At 62.7% G+C, this 19,665-nt stretch carries 17 protein-coding genes and 1 pseudogene; 11 read left to right on the top strand and 7 right to left on the bottom strand.

Annotation, left to right across the window (positions count from 1 at the left end; translation table 11 throughout):
- Positions 1 to 44: 44 nt before the first annotated feature.
- The 3 genes from JMF82_RS03185 to JMF82_RS03175 form a co-directional block, all read right to left on the bottom strand.
- A complete protein-coding gene (locus JMF82_RS03185) occupies positions 45 to 632 on the bottom strand; it encodes a hypothetical protein (RefSeq protein WP_201313090.1) in 588 nt (195 codons plus the stop codon).
- Positions 633 to 649: 17 nt separating this feature from the next.
- A complete protein-coding gene (locus JMF82_RS03180; protein ID WP_201313089.1) occupies positions 650 to 1,318 on the bottom strand; it encodes a TMEM175 family protein in 669 nt (222 codons plus the stop codon).
- Between the two features lie 324 nt (positions 1,319 to 1,642).
- Positions 1,643 to 2,110, bottom strand: a complete 468-nt coding sequence (locus tag JMF82_RS03175; RefSeq protein ID WP_201313088.1) for an ester cyclase — start codon at positions 2,108 to 2,110, stop codon at positions 1,643 to 1,645.
- Between the two features lie 272 nt (positions 2,111 to 2,382).
- On the opposite strand from JMF82_RS03175, the pseudogene JMF82_RS03170 reads away from it, so the two are divergent.
- From JMF82_RS03170 to JMF82_RS03160, 3 genes and pseudogenes are all read left to right on the top strand, one after another.
- Positions 2,383 to 3,542: pseudogene (locus JMF82_RS03170) on the top strand (IS30 family transposase).
- Between the two features lie 79 nt (positions 3,543 to 3,621).
- Positions 3,622 to 3,924: a hypothetical protein gene (locus tag JMF82_RS03165; RefSeq protein ID WP_201313087.1), complete on the top strand. Its 303-nt coding sequence runs from the start codon at positions 3,622 to 3,624 to the stop codon at positions 3,922 to 3,924.
- A gap of 447 nt (positions 3,925 to 4,371) precedes the next feature.
- The gene (locus JMF82_RS03160; RefSeq protein ID WP_201313086.1) at positions 4,372 to 5,379 is read left to right on the top strand and encodes an MBL fold metallo-hydrolase; all 1,008 of its coding nucleotides are present in this window, start codon (positions 4,372 to 4,374) and stop codon (positions 5,377 to 5,379) included.
- 182 nt (positions 5,380 to 5,561) lie between these two features.
- On the opposite strand, the gene JMF82_RS03155 is transcribed toward JMF82_RS03160, so the two are convergent.
- The 4 genes from JMF82_RS03155 to JMF82_RS03140 all read right to left on the bottom strand — a co-directional run bounded on the left by JMF82_RS03155 (position 5,562) and on the right by JMF82_RS03140 (position 8,495).
- Positions 5,562 to 6,458 carry an AraC family transcriptional regulator gene (locus JMF82_RS03155; RefSeq protein WP_201313085.1) on the bottom strand — a complete coding sequence of 299 codons (897 nt, stop codon included), beginning with the start codon at positions 6,456 to 6,458 and terminating at the stop codon, positions 5,562 to 5,564.
- A gap of 70 nt (positions 6,459 to 6,528) precedes the next feature.
- Complete coding sequence (locus JMF82_RS03150; protein WP_201313084.1) at positions 6,529 to 7,308, bottom strand: putative DNA-binding domain-containing protein; 780 nt, start codon at positions 7,306 to 7,308, stop codon at positions 6,529 to 6,531.
- Positions 7,305 to 8,165 carry a DUF692 domain-containing protein gene (locus JMF82_RS03145; protein WP_236585273.1) on the bottom strand — a complete coding sequence of 287 codons (861 nt, stop codon included), beginning with the start codon at positions 8,163 to 8,165 and terminating at the stop codon, positions 7,305 to 7,307. The genes JMF82_RS03150 and JMF82_RS03145 overlap by 4 nt, the downstream gene beginning before the upstream one ends.
- 45 nt (positions 8,166 to 8,210) lie before the next feature.
- Positions 8,211 to 8,495: a hypothetical protein gene (locus JMF82_RS03140; RefSeq protein WP_201313083.1), complete on the bottom strand. Its 285-nt coding sequence runs from the start codon at positions 8,493 to 8,495 to the stop codon at positions 8,211 to 8,213.
- Positions 8,496 to 8,785: 290 nt separating this feature from the next.
- Between JMF82_RS03140 and JMF82_RS03135 the strand changes: the two genes are divergently transcribed.
- From JMF82_RS03135 to JMF82_RS03100, 8 genes are all read left to right on the top strand, one after another.
- Positions 8,786 to 9,292 carry a DoxX family protein gene (locus JMF82_RS03135; protein WP_236585272.1) on the top strand — a complete coding sequence of 169 codons (507 nt, stop codon included), beginning with the start codon at positions 8,786 to 8,788 and terminating at the stop codon, positions 9,290 to 9,292.
- A 21-nt stretch (positions 9,293 to 9,313) separates the two neighbouring features.
- Positions 9,314 to 9,703 carry a thioredoxin family protein gene (locus JMF82_RS03130; RefSeq protein ID WP_201313081.1) on the top strand — a complete coding sequence of 130 codons (390 nt, stop codon included), beginning with the start codon at positions 9,314 to 9,316 and terminating at the stop codon, positions 9,701 to 9,703.
- A complete protein-coding gene (locus tag JMF82_RS03125; protein ID WP_201313080.1) occupies positions 9,703 to 10,431 on the top strand; it encodes a cytochrome c biogenesis CcdA family protein in 729 nt (242 codons plus the stop codon). Before JMF82_RS03130 ends, JMF82_RS03125 begins: the two co-directional genes overlap by 1 nt.
- Before the next feature lie 856 nt (positions 10,432 to 11,287).
- Positions 11,288 to 12,358 carry a serine hydrolase domain-containing protein gene (locus JMF82_RS03120; protein WP_201313079.1) on the top strand — a complete coding sequence of 357 codons (1,071 nt, stop codon included), beginning with the start codon at positions 11,288 to 11,290 and terminating at the stop codon, positions 12,356 to 12,358.
- A gap of 377 nt (positions 12,359 to 12,735) precedes the next feature.
- Entirely contained in the window at positions 12,736 to 15,516 is a 2,781-nt protein-coding gene (locus tag JMF82_RS03115; RefSeq protein ID WP_201313078.1) for a type I restriction-modification enzyme R subunit C-terminal domain-containing protein, read from the top strand.
- Positions 15,513 to 17,003, top strand: a complete 1,491-nt coding sequence (locus tag JMF82_RS03110) for a restriction endonuclease subunit S (RefSeq protein WP_201313077.1) — start codon at positions 15,513 to 15,515, stop codon at positions 17,001 to 17,003. The genes JMF82_RS03115 and JMF82_RS03110 overlap by 4 nt, the downstream gene beginning before the upstream one ends.
- 46 nt (positions 17,004 to 17,049) lie before the next feature.
- Complete coding sequence (locus tag JMF82_RS03105; protein WP_201313076.1) at positions 17,050 to 18,018, top strand: Abi family protein; 969 nt, start codon at positions 17,050 to 17,052, stop codon at positions 18,016 to 18,018.
- A 154-nt stretch (positions 18,019 to 18,172) separates the two neighbouring features.
- Positions 18,173 to 19,642, top strand: coding sequence for a class I SAM-dependent DNA methyltransferase (locus JMF82_RS03100; protein WP_201313075.1), 1,470 nt, complete (start codon positions 18,173 to 18,175; stop codon positions 19,640 to 19,642).
- Positions 19,643 to 19,665: the final 23 nt, after the last annotated feature.

Raw genomic sequence — 19,665 nt, 5'->3', positions numbered from 1 at the left:
TAACTCCGCTCCTTGCGATCAAATTGCGTTTGGCTTAACGACTGTTACCAAGGCACGTAATGCGCCATGAGCATGAGCCAACGTGCCAGACATCCGGCATCACTCAGATACTGCAGTGCTTCTGACGCCCGCCAGGTACACGGAACGCGACGCAACCACGTGGAATCGGGTCCGGCCTGATACATCCAGATGAGCGTCGCGGAGAACATCTGCTGTTCGGGGTTCATGGCGCGAAAGTCAGAACGCCACTGTGCCATGTCAGCGGGATAAGGCTCGCCCGCGCGTCGGTGGTAGGCGGCCGGATGCACGCTTCGGTGGTGCTCGCATTCAGGATCTCGGCTGAACAAGGGAGAGAGCCGATAGTGGCGAATGACTTGCAGCAAGATATCGAGAAAGTGCTCCGGATCTCGCCGGAAAAGGACTGATGGCTCGCCCTTCAGCGCGGCAACCGCAGCTGCCTCGTGCTCATCCATGTCCAATAGCTGGAGGACGAGGTCTTCCAGTCGAAGCGCGCTGATATCCGTGCGCGTAAGGGATTCTCGAAGAACCGACGTAATGAGATCTAGCCCGAAAAATGAGGTGGTCGCCGCCCGTGCGTTAGACCGTTGAATGAACATGATGGCGTCGCTCAAGGCGATGGTTGATAAGCTCAGCGAAACGCGTGAGTGCCCTGGCTGGTCCAGGCGTAGTACACGACGACCAACAGAAAAATGCCGACGGCGAGGAAGGGGTGAATGAACCACCCAACGAGCGCCGCAATCGCGAAAAGCATGATGCCAACCGAGGGTCGCAACACTTCCTTGGCGAAGAGGGTGGGGGGAAGGTTGGGTTTCACCAGTTCGGGGTGGCAGCGGAGGTACGAAAATGCGGGTAGCCACGCTGCGGACATAAGTGCCGACACCAAGGCATACAGCACCACGGCGACCTTCTGGTCCATCAAATCGCCGTCGCGGATAGCCTCTGCCAGCACCCCCGTGGGAAAGGGAATCAACGATGAGGTTCCAATGATCCCAAGGTTTATCCAATTGAGTGCTGGATCGATTGCGCACAAGCGCTCAAACATGTAGTGATGATTGAGCCAGATGATGCCGACATAGACGAAGGCCACTACATAGGCCACATACGACGGCCAAGCATTTAGAAGCTCGTGCGCCAAGTGCCCGGGGGAAGCCACGGGTCGGTGAATTTCCAGCACGAGTAACGTGATGATGATCGAGAACGCGGCATCACTGAAGCTCACGGCCCGACTTGGCTCGTGGATGCCTTGAAGATGGTCTTTGCGAATGATGGAAGGTTCGCTGTCAGGCTTGAGGTTCATGGTTCTCACCGTTCAATAAGACGCCTCGGCAAGGGCACCACAGGCCTCCGCGTGAAGCAGTCAATCTCCTGGATGTAGCGACACCTCGGAGGGGCGCCAGGCCATGTGGTCGTCGTTCTCGCGCGTTGGCGAGCTGCCCTGTGGGACTTTGTGTTTCGGCAATCTATCGATCGCGTGCGGTGATAACGCTCCGCTTCTTGCGGTCAAATTCGAAGGGTGAGTCGAGGCATTCGCGGCGAAGGCAAAAGGGGCCGGCGCTTGCGCACCGGCCCCTGGATTGTCATCAACTAGACACGTCCGATACTGCCCTTACTCCACACGGGATCAGGCATCGCCATTCTGTGCGGTGATCTTGATAAGGCCGAGCTGCATGAGTGCTGTTACGCCATCGTCAAGGCCGATCTCTTCCACGATCTTGCCGTCGACCACCTTCAGCACCGTGGTGCCGGTGAAATGCATCTTGCGACCTGTCGCTGCCGGAAGGCCGCCGACCAGGAAGTCGCCAAAAGCCGGCCCCGTGTGGGTGCCGCCACCTTCCCATTGGCCGACGACGTAATCACCCTCGGCGATCAGATCGGCGGTACCCCAGAAATTAAGATCGGGAAATGCCGCACGAAAGTCCGTCATGAACGCCTTGATGTCAGCCCGGCCGCGCCGCGATTCGTGCAACGAATACTTGAGCAGCATGTCCGGCGAAGCGATCTCGTCGACGACCGCCAGATTGACATTCTTGCCCCAGAATTCTGTAAACCAACGGGCGACAACAGCCTTATTGTTCTCTTCTTTGCTCATCGGAGTGCTTCCTCAGGTTGGTGGAGTGATCATCAAAATCACTCGATGACCTGAGGAAGAGGCTAGGCGGCAGGGCTTTGCTGGAAAAATCCGATTCTTGCTCTCGAATTGAACGGCTGCGCGTTACTTTTGGGTGCTAGAGGTATTTGCATCAGCGGTGGGACCTGTGGGCGGTCCAGCACTTGCTAAGCTTAGGGTGTCCGCTGTCGACGGCGGCCTCAACCGGTCGATGCAACACACTAACGACTGCGCAAGCAGCAGGAGTGTTGCAGATGAGACACCGTACCCGCATCTATTACACCGAAGAGCAGAAGTCCCAGATGTGGGATCGCTGGCAGCGGGGTGACTCGCTGCATTCGATCGCGCGGCGTTTGATCGGCACCACTCGTCGGTTCGCGAGATTCTCGCGGCTTCTGGCGGCATCCGTCCACTGCGGCGTCGACGTTCGCTGCGCGCGTTGACGTTGGCTGAGCGGGAGGGCATTTCACGCGCTCTGGTGGCAGGGCATGGCATCCGCGCCATTGCCCTCTCACTGCAGCGCGCTCCCTAGACCATCAGTCGTGAGATTGCTCGCAACGGCGGCCCGCTGGCGTATCGTGCCAGCCAGGCAGACGAGGCGGCCTGGGCTAGAGCACGACGCCCCAAGCTCTGTAAGCTGGCCACGCATCGGGTTTTGGCGCGATGGGTGGCGGCCAAACTCCGGCACCATTGGGCGCCGCAGCAGATTGCAGGGTGGTTGAAGCACTGTTACCCCGACGATACGAGTTGTCAGGTGTCACACGAGACGATCTATCGCACGCTCTACATCCAGTCCCGGGGAGCCCTTAAAAAGGAGCTCCTCGCGCATCTGCGACGCTCGCGCGCGATGCGTCGTTCGCGTCATCACACGCAAAAGACCGAGGACCACGGAAGGATCACCGGCACTGTCTCCATCAGCGAGCGACCGGCGTGTGTCGAGGATCGTGCGGTGCCCGGTCACTGGGAGGGTGACTTGCTCTTTGGCAACAAGAACAGTCAGATCGCCACCCTGGTCGAACGCAAGACGCGTTACGTGATGCTGGTCAAGGTTGATCGGCGCGATACAGAGACGGTGATCAATGCACTAATCAAGCACGCGCATAAGCTACCTCGGGAGCTCTATAGGTCGCTGACGTGGGATCGGGGATCGGAGATGGCGGACCATCATCGCTTTACCTTGGCCACCGACATCCAGGTCTACTTTTGTGACCCGTACCATCCGTGGCAGCGTGGTTCTAACGAGAACACCAACGGCTTGCTGAGGCAGTACTTTCCCAAGGGCATGGATGTTTCGGGCATCACCCAGGCCAAGCTCAATGCCGTCGCCAGAGAATTGAACGAACGACCGCGAGAAACGTTAGGCTTCGAAACACCGGCCGAGCGATTTCAACAAGCTGTTGCATCGACCGGTTGAGGCCGCCACCCGGAGCGGACAATCCGGCCGTAGGTCAATTGAGGGTGGAGCAGAACCTCGCATTGGGAGATTTATCGGCATGAAGCAGTCCACCGCTGCCAACCTAGCTGTTTGCCTGGCTCCTTTAGGATGGCTCATCTGTTTCTTTGCGATGACGTCCCTTCTTGGCGATCCGCCCCCAGGGTACCCACACCAAGCGTACGCGTTGGAGCAACGCGTCTACACGACGGCAACGCTTGTGGGTGCCCTAACACTGTTCGCTGCCCTTGTGGCTTCAGGTTATGCACTAGCACAGGCTCGAATCCGGGCATGCATCGCGATTGCCATTTGCGCCATGCCGATCGCCGCGCTGTGCGTCTATGCGCTGTTTCGCCCACTGTGAAGGCGCGATATTTTGCTTGAAACGAAGGGTCCGCTTCCGACCCGCAGCGGACTATGATCCACAGGGGGCACTATGAACGTAGGTCGGATCGCTAACTTGGCTTTGGCGCTGGCTGTCTCCGGCTGGCTACTGGCGTACTACGGAGTCATGTCCCAGCTTGGCGATCCGGTGCCGGGGACGCCGCATTCTGTTATCGAAAGCCACCGACATGTCTCCGTCTCCATATTGCTTGGCGGTGTCGTGTGCCTGCTGGCATCACTGTGGCTATCTGGACATGTGTTTACTGGCGCCAGGAAACGGTCCCTGTTGGGTGGGCTGCTGATGGCTGGTCCCGCGGTTGCAGTGATCGTGGACTTATACTGATCGAAGGCATCGCTTAGGTCAGCTTCCAACCGACATCGGCGGCCAGATCTCTACTTGCGACGCCAACCTCGCGGGTATGTCCATTTGTTCAGTGGTTCGCAAACATCGCCGTCGGTTGCCTCTCTTAACCACAATCCACGTGAGGTCACTCCCATGGTTCGCCTCCATGTTCCCGCTGCGCTTTCTGCCCTGCTGTTGGGCGTGATGCTTTCCGGGTATGCCGGGCCTTTGCCGGCTGCCACTCACGCCGTGCAGCAGGCAGCGTCGCCGGCGGGTCATCCCGACATATTCCGTTTCAAGATCGGCAAGCTCGATGCGGTCGCGCTCAAAGACGGCGACATCGATGCCGCCAATGACGGCAAGACCTTCGGTGTCGGCCAGCCCAACGGGGCTGTCAGCGCGTTGCTGGCCGCAGCGGGGCAGCCGACGGATGTGCTGCACCTGAGCATCCAGCCATTGCTGGTGCGTAGCGGGAAGCGCGTGCTGCTGTTTGACACCGGCGCGGCGGACGCTTCTTTCGCTCGTGCGGGGCGCCTGCCGGTTTCCATGCGCGAGGCGGGCGTGGCGCCGGCGCAGGTCACGGACATCTTCATCTCGCACCGTCATCAGGACCATACCGGTGGACTGCTCACGCGCGGCGGCGCTCTCGCGTTTCCCAACGCCGTCATCCATATCTCGGCGCCCGAGTGGGAGGCGCTGAAGAAGGATGGCGGCAACGCAGCTCTCGTCGCTGCCATCACGCCCAAGGTCGAAACCTTTGAACCAGGCGCGACGATCTTGCCTGGGGTGGTGAACGCGGTGGATGTCCGGGGCCATACCCCGGGACACAGCGCCTACGAGATCACGTCGGGCAACGAGCGACTGCTCTACATCGGCGACGTCGTGCATCACTACGTTGTCTCGGTGCAGCGACCGGAATGGACGGTGGAATACGACGAAGATGCGCCCGCGGCGCAGTCAACCCGGCGTGCGGAGCTGAAGCGCATGGCGGAAAACAACGAGCGTGTTTACGCGGTCCACTTTCCATTCCCTGGATTGGGACACGTGACGAAGCAGGGCGACAGCTTCGTGTGGGTGCCCGAGGGGCCGTAGCCGCTGGGCGCTGACTAGTGAGAAGCCCTGCATAGGTCCTTGTCAGGTGGTTCCTGGCAGGTGCCCGCCACTGGGAACGGCGACCTTCGCATGGCGCGTCGCCTTTCCGGCAAACGCGAACCGGGCCTGGATTTTCCAGGCACTTCCAAAGGTGAGTACGACCACGCACGGCCTGGCGCCGCTCAATTCACCGCGACGCGAACACGCCCCGGGCATATGCCGCTCACGCGCTTGAACAAACGCCGGAAGGCGGCTTCGCTGCTGTATCCCAATTGCTGCGCGATGCCGGCCACCGATTGCTGGCGGTCGCGCAACAATTGTTCCGCCACGCTCACGCGCCACTGCGTGACGTATTGGATGGGCGGCATCTTCATCAACTGGGTGAAGCGTTCCGCGAAGGCGGAGCGTGACATGCAGGCGAGTGCGGCCATGGACTGCATGGTCCATGCCTTGCCCGGGTGTGCGTGCACGTCTTGCAGCACGCGTGCGATGCGCGGATCGGCCAGCGAGGCAAACAGGCCGTGCCGCTCGGCGGACTGGCGCGCGTAATCGCAGATCGCCAGCGTGAACAACGCATCGGCCAGCTTGTTGAGCAGCACGTGGCGTCCGGCGCAGTCGGCGTGCACGACCTCGGCCATGGTCGCCGCCAGCTGGCGGAAAGGCGTGCTGGCCTGCGACGCACGGATGACCATGCACGAGGGCAGCGCCAGGTTCAGCGGGTGCTGGCCCGAACCTGTGAAACGGAACTCGCCGCAGATCAGGCTGGTGCGGGCTTCGTCGCTGCCGGGCGCGCCAAGCAGGCGGTGCGGGGTGCCGTGGGGGAATATCACCAGGTCGCCGGGTTCCAGCTCCGCGGCGGAGCCCAGCTCGTCGCACTCCACCCGGCATTGGCCGGACCCCACCAGATGGAACAGGCCGCATTCGTAGCGGGGCTCGTCTTCGTACCACGAGCCGCAGCGATGCAGCTCGGCCACGACCTGCACCTGCAGCATCGACCGGTTGAGCAGGGATTCCAGCGCGGGCTCGACCAGCCTGGGGCGCGGGCCGGCGGGCAACGACGGGTTCGGTTCGATGTACATGGGTGCCCTTCGGCGAATGTCTCCATAGTGACTTCGCCGGGGGGGCAGGGCCAGGTTACATGGCGATGCGTCAGCCCATGTCCAGCCTGCCGATCAGGCCGTCGTCCAGCCATTGGCCGAGCAGGGCGGCCATGCGTGGCAGCGCGGCGCGGGTGCCGTGCCGCTCGGCCAGCCGCGCGCACAGGGTCGCAAACGTTTCGCCATCCAGCGCGGCCTGCAGCGCGGGGAGCTCGGCAGGGGCGACGGGGCGATAACGCACCTCCAGCGCGGGTCGCCACACCAGCAGATGCCTGGGCTGGCGCAACCGGCGCAGCGAGGGGCGCGCCATGTGCCGGTCCGCCGCGCGGCGGAACGCATCGACGTTATGCGTGGCACGCAGCAGGCGCGCATGCGGGAGGGGATGCAGGCGCAACGTGGCCCAGGCATCCGCTGGCACCTGCGCCAGCTCGCCGGCGCCGATGGTGGCGTGGTCGGCGGCGTCGAACGCGGTGGAGATGGCCCAGTCGAGTTGCGCCATCTGCGCCAGGGCGGGCCGGTTGCTCCATGGCGCCGTTTGGCCCAGGAAGGTGGCGAGGCCTTCGCCATGCCAGCGGATGTTGAAGTGGCTCGACGGACGGGCGGTCACGTAGTCGTGCAGAACACGCGCAAACTGCTTGCCGGCCAGCAGCGCCAAACCGGGAAACTCCGTGTGCAATGCCTCCACCAGGCGAGCTCGGTAGCCGTGGTGATAGACCGCCAGGCGGCTCGTCGCGTCGGCCACGCCATCGCCGCGCAGCAACGCCAACGACGGCATGGCCTCCGAACGCAGCGCATCGGCGAGCTGCAGCTGCATGGCGCGCAGCCCGCTCATGCGGCCTCCCGCGACAGCGCATCGGCAAGCGCGCGGGCGTGGTCCAGTTCCGCGCGCAAGGTGGCGAGCGGGGGGATATGGTCGTCGCGCTCGATCATGGTGGACACGCGGCCAAAGCGGCGCACGGCTTGCATGTAGAGGTCCCACACGGCATCCACCACGGGCGCGTCGTGGGTGTCGATGAGCAGCGCGCCGCCGTGCTCGTGGCCGGCGAGATGAAACTGCTGCACGCGCGAAGGCGGCAGGCCGTCGAGATAGTCCAGCGCATCAAACCCGTGGTTGTGCGCGCTCACGTGCACGTTGTTGATGTCGAGCAGGATCAGGCAGTCCGCCTGCTCGGCAACCGCCGCGAGAAACTCCCACTCGGTCAGCCGCGACTGCGCATAGCTGATGTAGCTGGAGACGTTTTCCAGCAGGATGCGCCGGCCCAGCCTGTCCTGCACGCGACGCACGCGCTCCACCACGTGGCGCAGTGCCTCCTCGGTGTACGGCAGCGGCATCAGGTCATGCAGGTTCACGCCATCCACGCCGGTCCAGCACAGGTGGTCGGAAATCCACGCGGGCTGCACGTGGCGCGCCAGTGCGGCGAGCTGGTCGAGGTAGGCCAGGTCGAGCGGATCGGTGCCGCCGATGGACATCGACACCCCGTGCATCACCAGCGGGAAGCGCTCGCGAAACCGCTCCAGCCAGCGCAGCGGGCGTCCGCCGGGCACGAGGTAATTCTCGGAGACGATCTCCAGCCACTCCACATTGCCCGGCTCCTCCAGCAGCGCCTCGTAATGATCGACGCGCAGGCCGAGGCCAAAGCCGAGATACGGCAACGAGTGGGACGTTTGCTTGGCGTATGTCATGGCCATGGTTGGCGGGGCCTTCGGCACGGCGCGAAGGCCCCGCCGCAGGTCTTACGCCTGCTTGGCCGCTGCCTGGGCCGCGTCGCAATCGGCCTGGCTCTTCTGCATGGTGAAGCCCTGGCCCTTGCAGGCGTTCTGGCCCTTGCAGGCATTGCTGGCCTGCTTGCAGGCGCCGTGGCCCTTGCAGGCCGACGAGTTCGTGCACTTCACGCTGGCGGTGTCGGCGGTTTTGCCGGCGGCCGTCTTTTCGGCCGCGGAGGCGGACATCGTGGTCACGGCGAACAGGCCGGCAACCATCATCGCCATGGCGGCACCGTTGAGCTTGTGGGTCTTCATGGAACACTCCTGATCAGTGGGTGGCGCCGCCACGTGGCGGCACGGGTAGGAAACGTCGGGCCCCACATGCGCTTTCGACGCAGGAGCCGACGTGGCCATTCTCGACAGGCGCGGGGCCGGCGGCTGTTCCCCGGCGTCTCCGTTTTGTGCCCGATCGTCCGATGGTGGAAGGCCGCGCCACGACGCGCGGCAGGACAGGACGGCCGGCAAGCAACGGCGGACGCACGGCTATGGCGACGCGCGACCGTGCTTCGCATCATCGCCTCACCCCATTCCACGGATTTCGTGTCATGCGTCAGTTCATCGCCGACAAGGCATCGCGCCTGCTTGCAGTACTTCACCGCATCGAATGGCTCGGACCGCTGGTGGTGCGCCTGGTGTTCGGATACTTCTGGCTGGAAACCGGCATCGCCAAGGTCCACAACCTCGACGGCTTCACCCAGCGCTTCATCGGCTGGGGCATCCCGTATCCGGCCTTCAGCGCGGGCCTTTCCGCATGGACGGAGCTGGTGGGCGGCCTGCTGATCATGCTTGGCCTGTGCACACGGCTGGTGTGCATCCCCATGCTGATCAACATGGCCGTGGCGGTGACGCTGGTGGTGTCGTCCAACCTCATGGGCCTGGACGACTACGTCGAAGCCGACGAGATCGTCTACAGCCTGATCTTCTTCTGGCTGCTGGTCAGTGGCCCCGGCAAGGCCAGCGTGGACACGCTGCTGGCGCGCGCGCTGGGCATCCGCACCGCCGCAGACGCCACGCCGGTCCTGCGCATCGGCATGCGCGCGGTCACCGATTGATCCCCCCTGCAGGAGCCCGTCATGAAAACAACCCGTACCTACCGATGCATCGCCGCGACCCTGTTGCTCGCGATGGCCGGCGCGGCCACGGCCGACGAAATGCCGTTCAACCAGGCCCAGTACGCGCAGGCCGTGGCGGCAGGCAAACCCGTCGTGGTCTACCTGCACGCGGACTGGTGCCCCACCTGCCGTGCGCAGCAGCCCATCGTCGATCGCCTCTCGAAGGAGCCTCGCCTCAGCGACGTCACCATCTTCGTGGCCGACTTCGACAAGGAAACCGCGCTGGAGAAATCGCTCAACGTCTCGCAGCAATCCACCTTCGTCGTGTTCAAGCAGGGCCATGAAGTGACCCGCTCGACCGGGCAAACCGCCGAGCCGGCCATTCGCGCGGTACTGGAACAGGCACTTTGATGGATTTCGGTGCCGGCACCTACGCACTCGGCTTCCTCGCCGGCATGGCGACCTTGCTGTCGCCCTGCGTGTTGCCGATTTTGCCCATCCTGCTTGCGTCGGCGCTGTCGCGACACTGGTGGGGCGGCGCGATGCTCGCGATGGGCCTGGCACTGTCGTTCGCGCTCACGGGTACGTTCATCGCCACGCTGGGCGCCTCCATCGGGCTGGACGCCGCGATGCTGCGCACCATCGCCGCATCGCTGATGGTGGTGTTTGGCGCGGTGATGTTGGTGCCGCCCCTGCAGCGCATCTTCGCGCGCGCCACGGCACGGCTGGGCAACCAGGGCCAGCATGCGCTGGGCCGGGTGCATGGAGAGGGTGGACTCAGCCAGTTTCTGATCGGGCTGCTGCTGGGGTTGGTGTGGAGCCCGTGCGTAGGCCCGACGCTGGGCGCGGCCATCACGCTCGCCGCGCAAGGCCGAGACCTCGCTCAAATAGCGCTGCTGATGCTGGCATTCGGGCTGGGCGCAGGCCTGCCGCTGCTGGTGCTGAGCACCGTATCGGGCGCGGCGATGACGCGCGCACGAGGCGTGCTGATGTCCGTCGGCGGCGCGGCGAAAAGCGTCCTGGGCGTGTGCTTCGTGTTGATCGGCGTCATGGTGCTGACCGGGCTGGATCGCCGCTTCGAAGCCCTGGTGCTTTCCATCAGCCCCGAGTGGCTGACGCGACTCACGACATCGTTCTAGCGGCGGCGTTGTCCGCTTCCGCCCTGGGGTAAACGTACGCCCTGTCGGGCGTTGATTCCCTGCCAGGTATGACGAGCCGCCTGACCCGGCGGCTGGGGCTAAGAGCCTGTTCAACATCCCGGTGTCACCCCAGCCACCCCCTCCCAACCTCCCCCTGCACGCAGGGGGAGGAGTCAAGACATGCGTGCTCTGGCCCTCACCCTTGCAGGCAGGGGGAGGAGTGAAAACATGCGTGCTCCGGCCCTCACCCTTGCATGCAGGGGGAGGAGTCAAAACACGCGCGCTCCTGCCCCCTCCCCTGCATGCAGGGGGAGGGTTGGGGAGGGGGCTCTGGCCCTCTCCCCTGCACACAGGGAGAGGAGTCAAAACACGCGCGCTCTGGCCCTCACCCTGCACGCAGGGAGAGGAATCAAAACACGCGCGCTCCTGCCCCCTCCCCTGCATGCAGGGGAGGGTTGGGGAGGGGTGCTCTCCGGCCACACCAAGATTTTGACCAGGCTCTAAGTGCCATGCCGGACATCGACGGCTACGCGGTTGAAGCGTTGAGCAAAGCAAGTCGTTGCTGGCGCCAATCCCCACGACGTCGCCAACGTCGTCTCCGACGGCCACCAGAAGCCCCCCGAGCGCCGAAACCCGAAAGCCATAGCCCCTCATTGATAGCCGTAATGAGCGAGCAGGCCCCGGCCATTTCATCCCCGCCACCGCCCCCTTCGTCGCCCCATGGCCGCTTTCATCGCACGAGCCCTGGAGCCCGTGCCCCGGCTGGCTAAGCTCGACGGATCGACCGAATCGCGCGGCCCGACGCCGGGCATGCCACCGCCGATTCGCCCGCCGTGTCCAGCCCGGGGAGTGGGTTATGCGATGCATCGTCGCGATGGTTTGCCTGTTGTGGTCCGCCCATCTGTTCGCCCAGGTCGACGACGTGGCCGGCTTTGTCGACGAGTACGCCAATGCCCACCACTACAGCGGCTCCATCCTGGTGCAGTGGCACGACGGCACCACCCTGGCCAGAAGCTACGGGCTGGCCAACATCCCCTTGCGCGTTGCCAACACGCCGCAGACAAAGTTCAAGATCGCCTCGGTCACCAAGCTGTTCACCTCGGTGCTGATCCTGCAATTGGTGGAACAGGGCAGGCTCGACCTGGCCAAGCCCATCAAGACCTACCTGCCGGACTATCCGGGCGAGGCGGGCACCAAGGTGACCATCCAGCAGCTGCTCAACCACACCTCCGGCCTGCCGAGTTACGACGGCGTCACCGACCAGGCCACCGCGCTGAAGCAGGGCATGCCCATCTACCAGCTGCCGCACACCAGCGACCAACTGCTGGCGCAGTTCAGCCGCGGCAAGCTCATCAGCACCCCCGGCCAAAAGTTCAACTACAACAACGCCGACTACGTGGTGCTCGGCAAGATCATCGAGCGCCTGTACGGCCAGCCCTACGAGCAGGTGCTCAAGGAGCGCATCCTCGATCCGCTGCACATGATCGACAGCGGCGTGCTGCATCACGGCGATATCGTGGACCGCCTCGCCGACACCTATTGGTATCCCGGCGACAGAAAGATCCTCTCCCGCGACCTGCCGGTATACCCGGAAAACTGGTACGCCGCCGGCGCCATGTACGCCACCACGGGTGACCTGCTGAAGTTCGCCCACGCCCTGTTCAACGGCCGGCTGATCGCACCCGACACCCTGCAACAGATGATCAAACCCGGGCTGGACGAGTACGGCGACGGCCTGTGGTCCTACCAGCTCACCGCCAAGGGCACCAAACACCCTGTGATCAAACGCCCCGGCCTCATCATGGGCACGCAGGCGCAGTTCCTCCACGTGATGGACCAGGACATCACCATCATCATGCTGGGCAATACCAGCGTGATCGATTCCGATGCGCTGGTGGAGAGTATGGCCAAGCGGGCTATCCGCTAGGGGTTCATCGGGGCATGGACAATAGCGTGGTTTCGGTGGGCCGCGCTTTGGTGAGCCGCCAGACGGTTACCTGGACGAGGTGAGCTGGGCATTGAATGACTATCTGTGGGGTAGGTCGGCTGAGCAACGGGGAGGGTGAGCCGAATAGGCGGGCTATTCGGCTCACCGCATGAGCCGAATATAGGCCAGAGCACGCATTTTAAGCAGGCGCAAATCGAGAAATCAGCGGAAGATCCACTCTGCCCCCAATGGTGGGAAGTTCAAGTCCGGTTTGAAATCGGCGCAATACCCGAAGCCAGCGCGACGTCCTATGGTCTTGCTCCGCGCTAAACTCGACGGGAGTCGAAACCAAGCACGGTGATGGGGGAGGGCCGCCAATGACGCCGGAAGGACGCGCGCGGGAAAAGATCGACCGAAAATTGCAGGACGCAGGCTGGGACATCCAGGAAATGCAGTCGATCAACCTTGGCGCCGCCAGCGGTATCGCGGTACGCGAATACCCCACCGATACTGGCCCGGCCGATTACCTGCTGTTCGTGGACCGCCAGCCGGTCGGTGTCATTGAGGCCAAACGCGACGAGTCCGGCGAAAACCTCACCGTGCACGAGGAGCAGACCGAGCGCTACGCCGGCTCCCAGCTCAAGTGGCGCAAGAACAACGCGCCATTGCGCTTCCTGTACGAAAGCACCGGCCAGATCATCCACTTCACCGATGCTGGCGATCCGCGCCCGCGTGCGCGCGAGGTGTTCCACTTCTTCCAGCCGCGCACGCTGGCCGAATGGGCCGCACAGCCCACCACGCTGCGCCAGCGTCTGGCGACGCAGATACCGCCACTGCCCGCCGAAAACCTGCGCGATTGCCAGATCGGCGCCGTCACCGGGCTGGAAAAGTCGCTGGCGATGGCCAAGCCACGCGCGCTGGTGCATATGGCCACTGGCGCCGGTAAAACCTTCACCGCCATCACTTCGGTCTACCGGCTGCTCAAGTTCGGTGGGGCCAAGCGCATCCTGTTCCTGGTCGACACCCGTAACCTCGGCAAGCAGGCGCACCAGGAGTTCATGGCCTACACGCCACCGGACGACGGTCGCAAGTTCACCGAGCTGTACAACGTGCAGCGTCTAGCCTCCAGTCGCATCGATCCTCATGCCCAGGTGTGCATCAGCACCATCCAGCGTATGTATTCCATCCTCTCCGGCGAGGCCATTGACGACTCCGCTGAGGACATCTCGCTGGCCGAGCTGCCACCCGACGCCAAGCTGGCGCGCGAAGTGCGCTACAACCCTGCGGTGCCGATCGAGACCTTCGACTTCATCGTCATCGACGAGTGCCACCGCAGCATCTACAACCTGTGGAAGCAGGTGCTGGACTACTTCGACGCCTTCCTCATCGGCCTCACCGCCACGCCGGACAAGCGCACCTACGGCTTCTTCAACGAGAACGTGGTGGCTGAATACAGCTACGAGCAGTCGGTGATCGACGGCGTCAACGTGGGCTACGACGTCTATGAGATCGAAACACAGATCACCAAAGCTGGCGCAGAGGTCAAAGCGAAGGAATGGGTCGACCACCGCCATCGCGAAACTCGCAAGAAGCGCTGGGCCGAAACAGAAGAAGATACCGACTATACCGGCAAGGAGCTGGACCGCTCCGTGGTCAACCCCAGCCAAATCCGCACCGTGATCCAGGCCATGAAGAGCGCGGTAGAAAACGCACTGTTCCCCAGCCGGCAGGAGGTGCCCAAAACGCTGATCTTCGCCAAGACCGACAGCCACGCCGACGACATCATCCAGATCGTGCGCGAGGTCTACGGCGAGGGCAACGCGTTCTGCAAAAAGGTCACCTACCGGGCCGAGGACGACCCGGACACGGTGCTCTCCAACTTTCGCAACGACTACCACCCACGCATCGCCGTCACCGTTGACATGATCGCCACCGGCACCGACGTGAAGCCGCTGGAAGTGCTGTTGTTCATGCGCGACGTACGCTCCAAGGGTTACTACGAGCAGATGAAAGGCCGCGGCGTGCGCAGCCTGGATTACGAGTCGCTGAAAAAGGTCAGCGGCAGCGCCGACAGCGCCAAGACCCGCTTCGTGCTGATCGACGCCGTGGGCGTGGAAAAGTCCCTCAAGACCGAAAGCCGCCCGCTGGAGAAAAAACCCGGCGCCAGCCTGGAGCAATTGCTCAAGAGCATCGCCGTCGGCGGGCGCGACGAGGACACCGTGCTCAGCCTCGGCAACCGCTTGGTGCGCATGGCTAAGCAACTGGATGACAAGGCTCAGGCGCGCATCACGCAAAAGGCAAACGGCCTCAGCCTGCGCGACCTGGCCCGCGGCCTGATCGAAGCGGTGGACCCGGACCGCGTGGTCGCCGATGCGCTGGACGCCGCCCAGGCTGCCGGCATCACCCGCAGCGAGGAGACGCTCGCCCCGGGCGAACTCGATGCCGCCCGCGAGCGCCGCATCACCGCCGCCTGCCAGCCGTTCGACGACCCGGCGCTGCGCATCGCGCTCGAAACCGCCCGCCGCGAACACGAGCAGCTAATCGACCACATCAACCTCGATCAGGTCACCTTCTCTGGCTACGGCGCGCAGGCCGAGGCGAAGGCGCAGGCTGCCGTGCAGGCCTTTGCTGACTACCTCACCCAGCACAAGGACGAGATCGCAGCACTGGGTTTCTTCTACGCCCAGCCCTACCAGCGCCGCCCGCTCACCTTCACCATGATCGAAGACCTGCACGAGGCGCTGGGTCGCCCGCCGCTGATACTCACCACCGAGCGCCTATGGTCTGCCTACGCCCGCGTGCAGGCCAGCAAGGTGAAAGGTGTCGACACCCGCCGCCAGCTTACCGATCTGGTGGCACTGGTGCGCTTCGCACTAGGGATGGACGAAGAGCTCAAGCCCTTCGCCGACAGCGTCGATAAGCGCTTCCAGGCTTGGATCTTCCGGCACAATGCGCAGCGCGCCACCTCGTTCACCCCCGAGCAGACCGAGTGGCTGCGGCTGATCAAAGACCACATCGCATCCAGCTGTGCCATCAGCCGTGAGGATTTCGACTACGCCCAGCTCGCCGCCAAAGGCGGACTACAGAAGGCGTGGCAAGTATTTGGCGAGCAGCTCGACGGGCTGCTGGCGGAAATGAATGAGGAGTTGGTGGCTTGAAAGAAGTTGTTGTCCCGAGAGGTTGGTCAGTGGCGACGGTGATGAACATTGCCACGGCATCGGGTGGTGGGACGCCACCAAAGAGTGACCCTTCGTATTGGACCGACGGAAGCATTCCGTGGGTATCACCTAAAGATATGAAGGTATTCGTGATCGACGCCACCGAAGATACCGTGACAACGAAGGCGCTTGATCGTTTGACGGAGATTCCCAAAGGCAGCGTGCTAGTAGTGGTGCGCTCGGGAATTCTGGCACGCACATTGCCAGTGGCAATCAACAAAACGCCGGTAACAATCAATCAAGACATGCGCGCTTTTGTGCCTGCAAGCGGCGTCAATTCTCGCTTCCTTGCATGGCAGCTCATCGCCAAGGAACGTGAGATTCTCGATCGTTGCTCAAAAGATGGAACGACGGTCGCAAGTATCGAGGGTCCCGCTCTTGCAGCCTATCCACTCATGGTCGCACCGAGTAAAGAACAAAACCGCATCACCGAGAAGCTCGAAGAACTGCTCTCCGACCTCGACGCCGGCGTGGCCGAACTGAAGGCAGCTCAGCGCAAGTTGGCGCAGTACCGCCAGTCGCTGCTAAAGGCCGCAGTGGAAGGAGTCCTTACCGCCGATTGGCGTGCCGCTAGCGCCGGCGAACCCCAGGAAACCGGCGCCGACCTGCTCCAACGCATCCTCACCGAACGCCGCGCCCGCTGGGAAGCCAAGCAACTCGCTAAGTACGCCGAGCAAGGCAAGACCCCACCCGAGGGCTGGCAGGCCAAATACCCCGAACCGACTGAACCCTCCCACGAAAATGACCTCGCACTGCCTCCAAGCTGGGCATGGGCAACAGTAGATCAAATTTCGATCGCCCAAAAATACGGCTCGTCTTCTAAGACGAGCGAAGATGCCGGCGTTCCTGTCCTTCGGATGGGAAACATTCAATACGGCAGGCTTGACCTGAACAATCTGAAATATCTTCCGAAGGATCACCAAGAGTTCCCGGACCTCCTATTAGAAGACGGCGACCTGCTTTTCAATCGCACTAACAGTCCCGAACTGGTTGGCAAGACGGCGGTGTATCGCTCTGAGATCACACCCTGCTCTTACGCCTCCTACCTGATCGGAGTGAAGCTCACCCCTTCGTGCTCTCCGGAATTTCTCTCCGCATTCATCAACTCAGCTTACGGGCGTGCATGGATCAAGGAGGTCGTGACTCAGCAGGTGGGTCAGGCAAACGTAAATGGTTCAAAGCTTGCCGCGCTTACAGTGCCACTGCCTCCTCACGACGAGCAGCAAGAAATCATTTCTCGCCTAGATGACCAGTTGCGAGCTTCATTTCATGAGCAAGCGATGATCGAGCGAGGCTTGGAGCAAGCGGCAGCTCAACGGAAAACATCCTCAAAGCCGCCTTCGCCGGCCAGCTGGTACCACAGGACCCTAACGACGAGCCCGCCAGCGCGCTACTGGAGCGCATCCGCACCGAGCGCGCAGCGATAGGTCAGGCCAGCACTCGGAAGCGCGGCCGCGAAGCCAAGGCACACGAATGAACTACGCACGACCATGGAAGAGCTTCGCGGATCAACTGCAACTGCTGAAGGCACGCGGTATGGCTGTCGACGACGATGCGGCAGCGGCCAGCTACCTGTCGCGAATCGGCTACTACCGGCTCAGCGCCTACTGGTACCCCTTCCGCATCTGGTCGATGCAGCAGGAGGCAGACACCGGCCGGATCACCCACCAGCGCACCGACGCATTTCAGGATGGAACCCGTTTTGTCGAAGCGGTAAACCTGTATTTGTTCGACAAGAAGCTGCGGCTGATCACCCTGGATGCGCTGGAACGCATCGAGGTGGCTTTGCGCGTGGATATGGCCTACTTGCTGGGTGAACGCAACACGTTCGCCCACCTCGACCCGGCTGAACTGCACCCCGGCTTTGCCGGTAAACTGCAACGCGATGGCCGCACGGCCCATGCGGCGTGGCGCGACCGTTACCAGCAGCTCGTCGCGCGCTCTAAAGAGGATTTCGTCAAACACTACCACCGGAAGCACGGCCCGGATCTGCCAATCTGGGTCGCCATCGAGGTGTGGGACTTCGGCACCATGTCGCAGCTGTTCGCCATGATGAAGGTGCCCGACCAGATGAAAATTGCCGCCAAGTATGGCGTCGTCGATTGGAAGGTGTTCCAGTCGTGGCTGCGGTCACTCAGCTACCTGCGCAACTTGGTGGCGCATCACAGCCGGTTATGGAACCGCAATGTGGTGGAGCAACCCAAGCTGCCTGCGCACGGAGAGATCGCCTGGTGCGATGCATTCGCGGGCAACAACGATCTGCTTGCCAAGCCGTTCCTGCTGCTCGCCATCTGCCGGCACATGGTTCGCCGGATCTGCCCCGGCACGGCATGGCATGTGCGACTTGCCGAGCACCTCCGGTCGTTCCCTGAACAGCGCGTGGCGCAGCCACGATCTGTGATCGACATGGGCACACCGCCGAAGTGGGAGTCCTGGTGGTGATTCCGGACAAAAAAGAACCCCCGCGTGCATCTTTCGACGTAGAGGCGGGGGCCGTGTTACGCGCTAGGGTAAGGGCGCATAAAGAAAATTTCAATATCAGAGGCCAATCGGCAGATGAACGAGAGTTCGCCGAAAGGCCTTTACGGAGTATGTTGTGAATTCCAACACCCTTGTCCAAAAGATCTGGAACTTCTGCCACACCCTGCGCGACGACGGCGTGGGCTACGGCGACTACCTGGAACAGCTCACTTACCTGCTGTTTCTCAAGCTGGCGCACGAGTACGCCCAGCCGCCGCATAACCGCGACACGCACATTCCGCGCAGCTGTAACTGGACCACGCTGCGTAACAAGACCGGCGAGCCGCTAGAAGCGCACTACCTCACCGTACTGCACAAGCTGGGCGAAGAGCCGGGCATGCTGGGCGCGATCTTCTTCAAGGCACAGAACAAGATCCAGGACCCAGCCAAACTGAGCCGGCTGGTGCAGATGATCGACGCCGAAAACTGGCTGAGCCTGGATGCCGACGTGAAGGGCGACCTCTACGAGGGCCTATTGCAGAAGAACGCCGAGGACACCAAGAGCGGCGCAGGCCAGTACTTCACCCCACGCGCGCTGATCGAGGCGATGGTGGAGTGCGTGAACCCCGAGCCGCTGAAGACCGTGGCGGACCCGGCCTGCGGCACGGGCGGCTTCTTCTTAGGCGTGCATGCCTGGCTAACCCGGCCGGGCATGCACCTGGACCGGAAGCAGGCGCGCTTTCTCCGAAACGAGACCTTCCATGGCAACGAGATCGTGCCCAGCACGCGCCGCATGTGTCTGATGAACCTGTTCCTGCACAACATCGGCGAGCTGGACGGAGCCCCTGCGGTGGAACGCTCCGACGCGCTGATCTCAGAGCCGTACAAGACCTTTGACTACGTGTTGGCCAATCCGCCCTTCGGTAAGAAGAGCAGCATGACCATCACCAACGAGGACGGCGAGGAAGACCGCGACGCGCTGACTTACGAGCGCCAGGACTTCTGGCAGACCACCTCGAACAAACAACTCAACTTCCTGCAGCACATCGTCTCGATGCTCAAGACCACCGGCCAGGCCGCCGTGGTGCTACCGGACAACGTGTTGTTCGAAGGTGGTGCTGGTGAAAAGATCCGCCGAAAGCTGCTGGAAACCTGCGACGTCCACACCCTGCTGCGTCTGCCCACTGGCATCTTCTATGCGCAGGGTGTGAAGGCGAACGTGCTGTTCTTCGATAACAAGCCCAAGGACGGTAAAGTGCACACCAAGGGCGTGTGGATCTACGACCTGCGCACCAACAAACACTTCACCCTGAAAACCAAAACGCTCAAGCGCGATGACTTGCAGGACTTCATCGCCTGCTATCACCCAGCCAATCGCCACAAGCGCAAGGAAACCGAGCGCTTCAAATACTTCGACTACAAAACCCTGATCGCCCGAGACAAGGCCAGCCTCGACATCTTCTGGCTCAAGGACGAGAGCCTCGACAACCTCGACAACCTGCCGCCGCCGGACGTGCTGGCACAGGAAATCATGGAGCATCTGGAATCGGCGCTGGCTTCATTCCGCGAGGTTGCAGCAGGACTTCCGCGGACTAGCGATCAGTAGCCGGCCCTCCAAGGAGAACTGTC

It is taken from the genome of Dyella sp. EPa41 (assembly GCF_016586165.1).
Lineage (GTDB): Bacteria > Pseudomonadota > Gammaproteobacteria > Xanthomonadales > Rhodanobacteraceae > Dyella.
The sequence above is the reverse complement of the archived record's forward strand: the minus strand, read 5'-3'. Positions and strand labels throughout refer to the sequence as shown.

Excerpts from the sequence above, each read along its gene's own strand:
- JMF82_RS03155 (WP_201313085.1), bottom strand. The coding sequence starts at position 6,458 with ATGTACATCGAACCGAACCCGTCGTTGCCCGCCGGCCCGCGCCCCAGG.
- JMF82_RS03115 (WP_201313078.1), top strand. The coding sequence starts at position 12,736 with ATGACGCCGGAAGGACGCGCGCGGGAAAAGATCGACCGAAAATTGCAG.
- JMF82_RS03150 (WP_201313084.1), bottom strand. The coding sequence starts at position 7,308 with ATGAGCGGGCTGCGCGCCATGCAGCTGCAGCTCGCCGATGCGCTGCGT.
- JMF82_RS03125 (WP_201313080.1), top strand. The coding sequence starts at position 9,703 with ATGGATTTCGGTGCCGGCACCTACGCACTCGGCTTCCTCGCCGGCATG.
- JMF82_RS03105 (WP_201313076.1), top strand. The coding sequence starts at position 17,050 with ATGAACTACGCACGACCATGGAAGAGCTTCGCGGATCAACTGCAACTG.
- JMF82_RS03165 (WP_201313087.1), top strand. The coding sequence starts at position 3,622 with ATGAAGCAGTCCACCGCTGCCAACCTAGCTGTTTGCCTGGCTCCTTTA.
- JMF82_RS03130 (WP_201313081.1), top strand. The coding sequence starts at position 9,314 with ATGAAAACAACCCGTACCTACCGATGCATCGCCGCGACCCTGTTGCTC.
- JMF82_RS03175 (WP_201313088.1), bottom strand. The coding sequence starts at position 2,110 with ATGAGCAAAGAAGAGAACAATAAGGCTGTTGTCGCCCGTTGGTTTACA.
- JMF82_RS03120 (WP_201313079.1), top strand. The coding sequence starts at position 11,288 with ATGCGATGCATCGTCGCGATGGTTTGCCTGTTGTGGTCCGCCCATCTG.
- JMF82_RS03145 (WP_236585273.1), bottom strand. The coding sequence starts at position 8,165 with ATGGCCATGACATACGCCAAGCAAACGTCCCACTCGTTGCCGTATCTC.
- JMF82_RS03140 (WP_201313083.1), bottom strand. The coding sequence starts at position 8,495 with ATGAAGACCCACAAGCTCAACGGTGCCGCCATGGCGATGATGGTTGCC.
- JMF82_RS03180 (WP_201313089.1), bottom strand. The coding sequence starts at position 1,318 with ATGAACCTCAAGCCTGACAGCGAACCTTCCATCATTCGCAAAGACCAT.
- JMF82_RS03135 (WP_236585272.1), top strand. The coding sequence starts at position 8,786 with ATGCGTCAGTTCATCGCCGACAAGGCATCGCGCCTGCTTGCAGTACTT.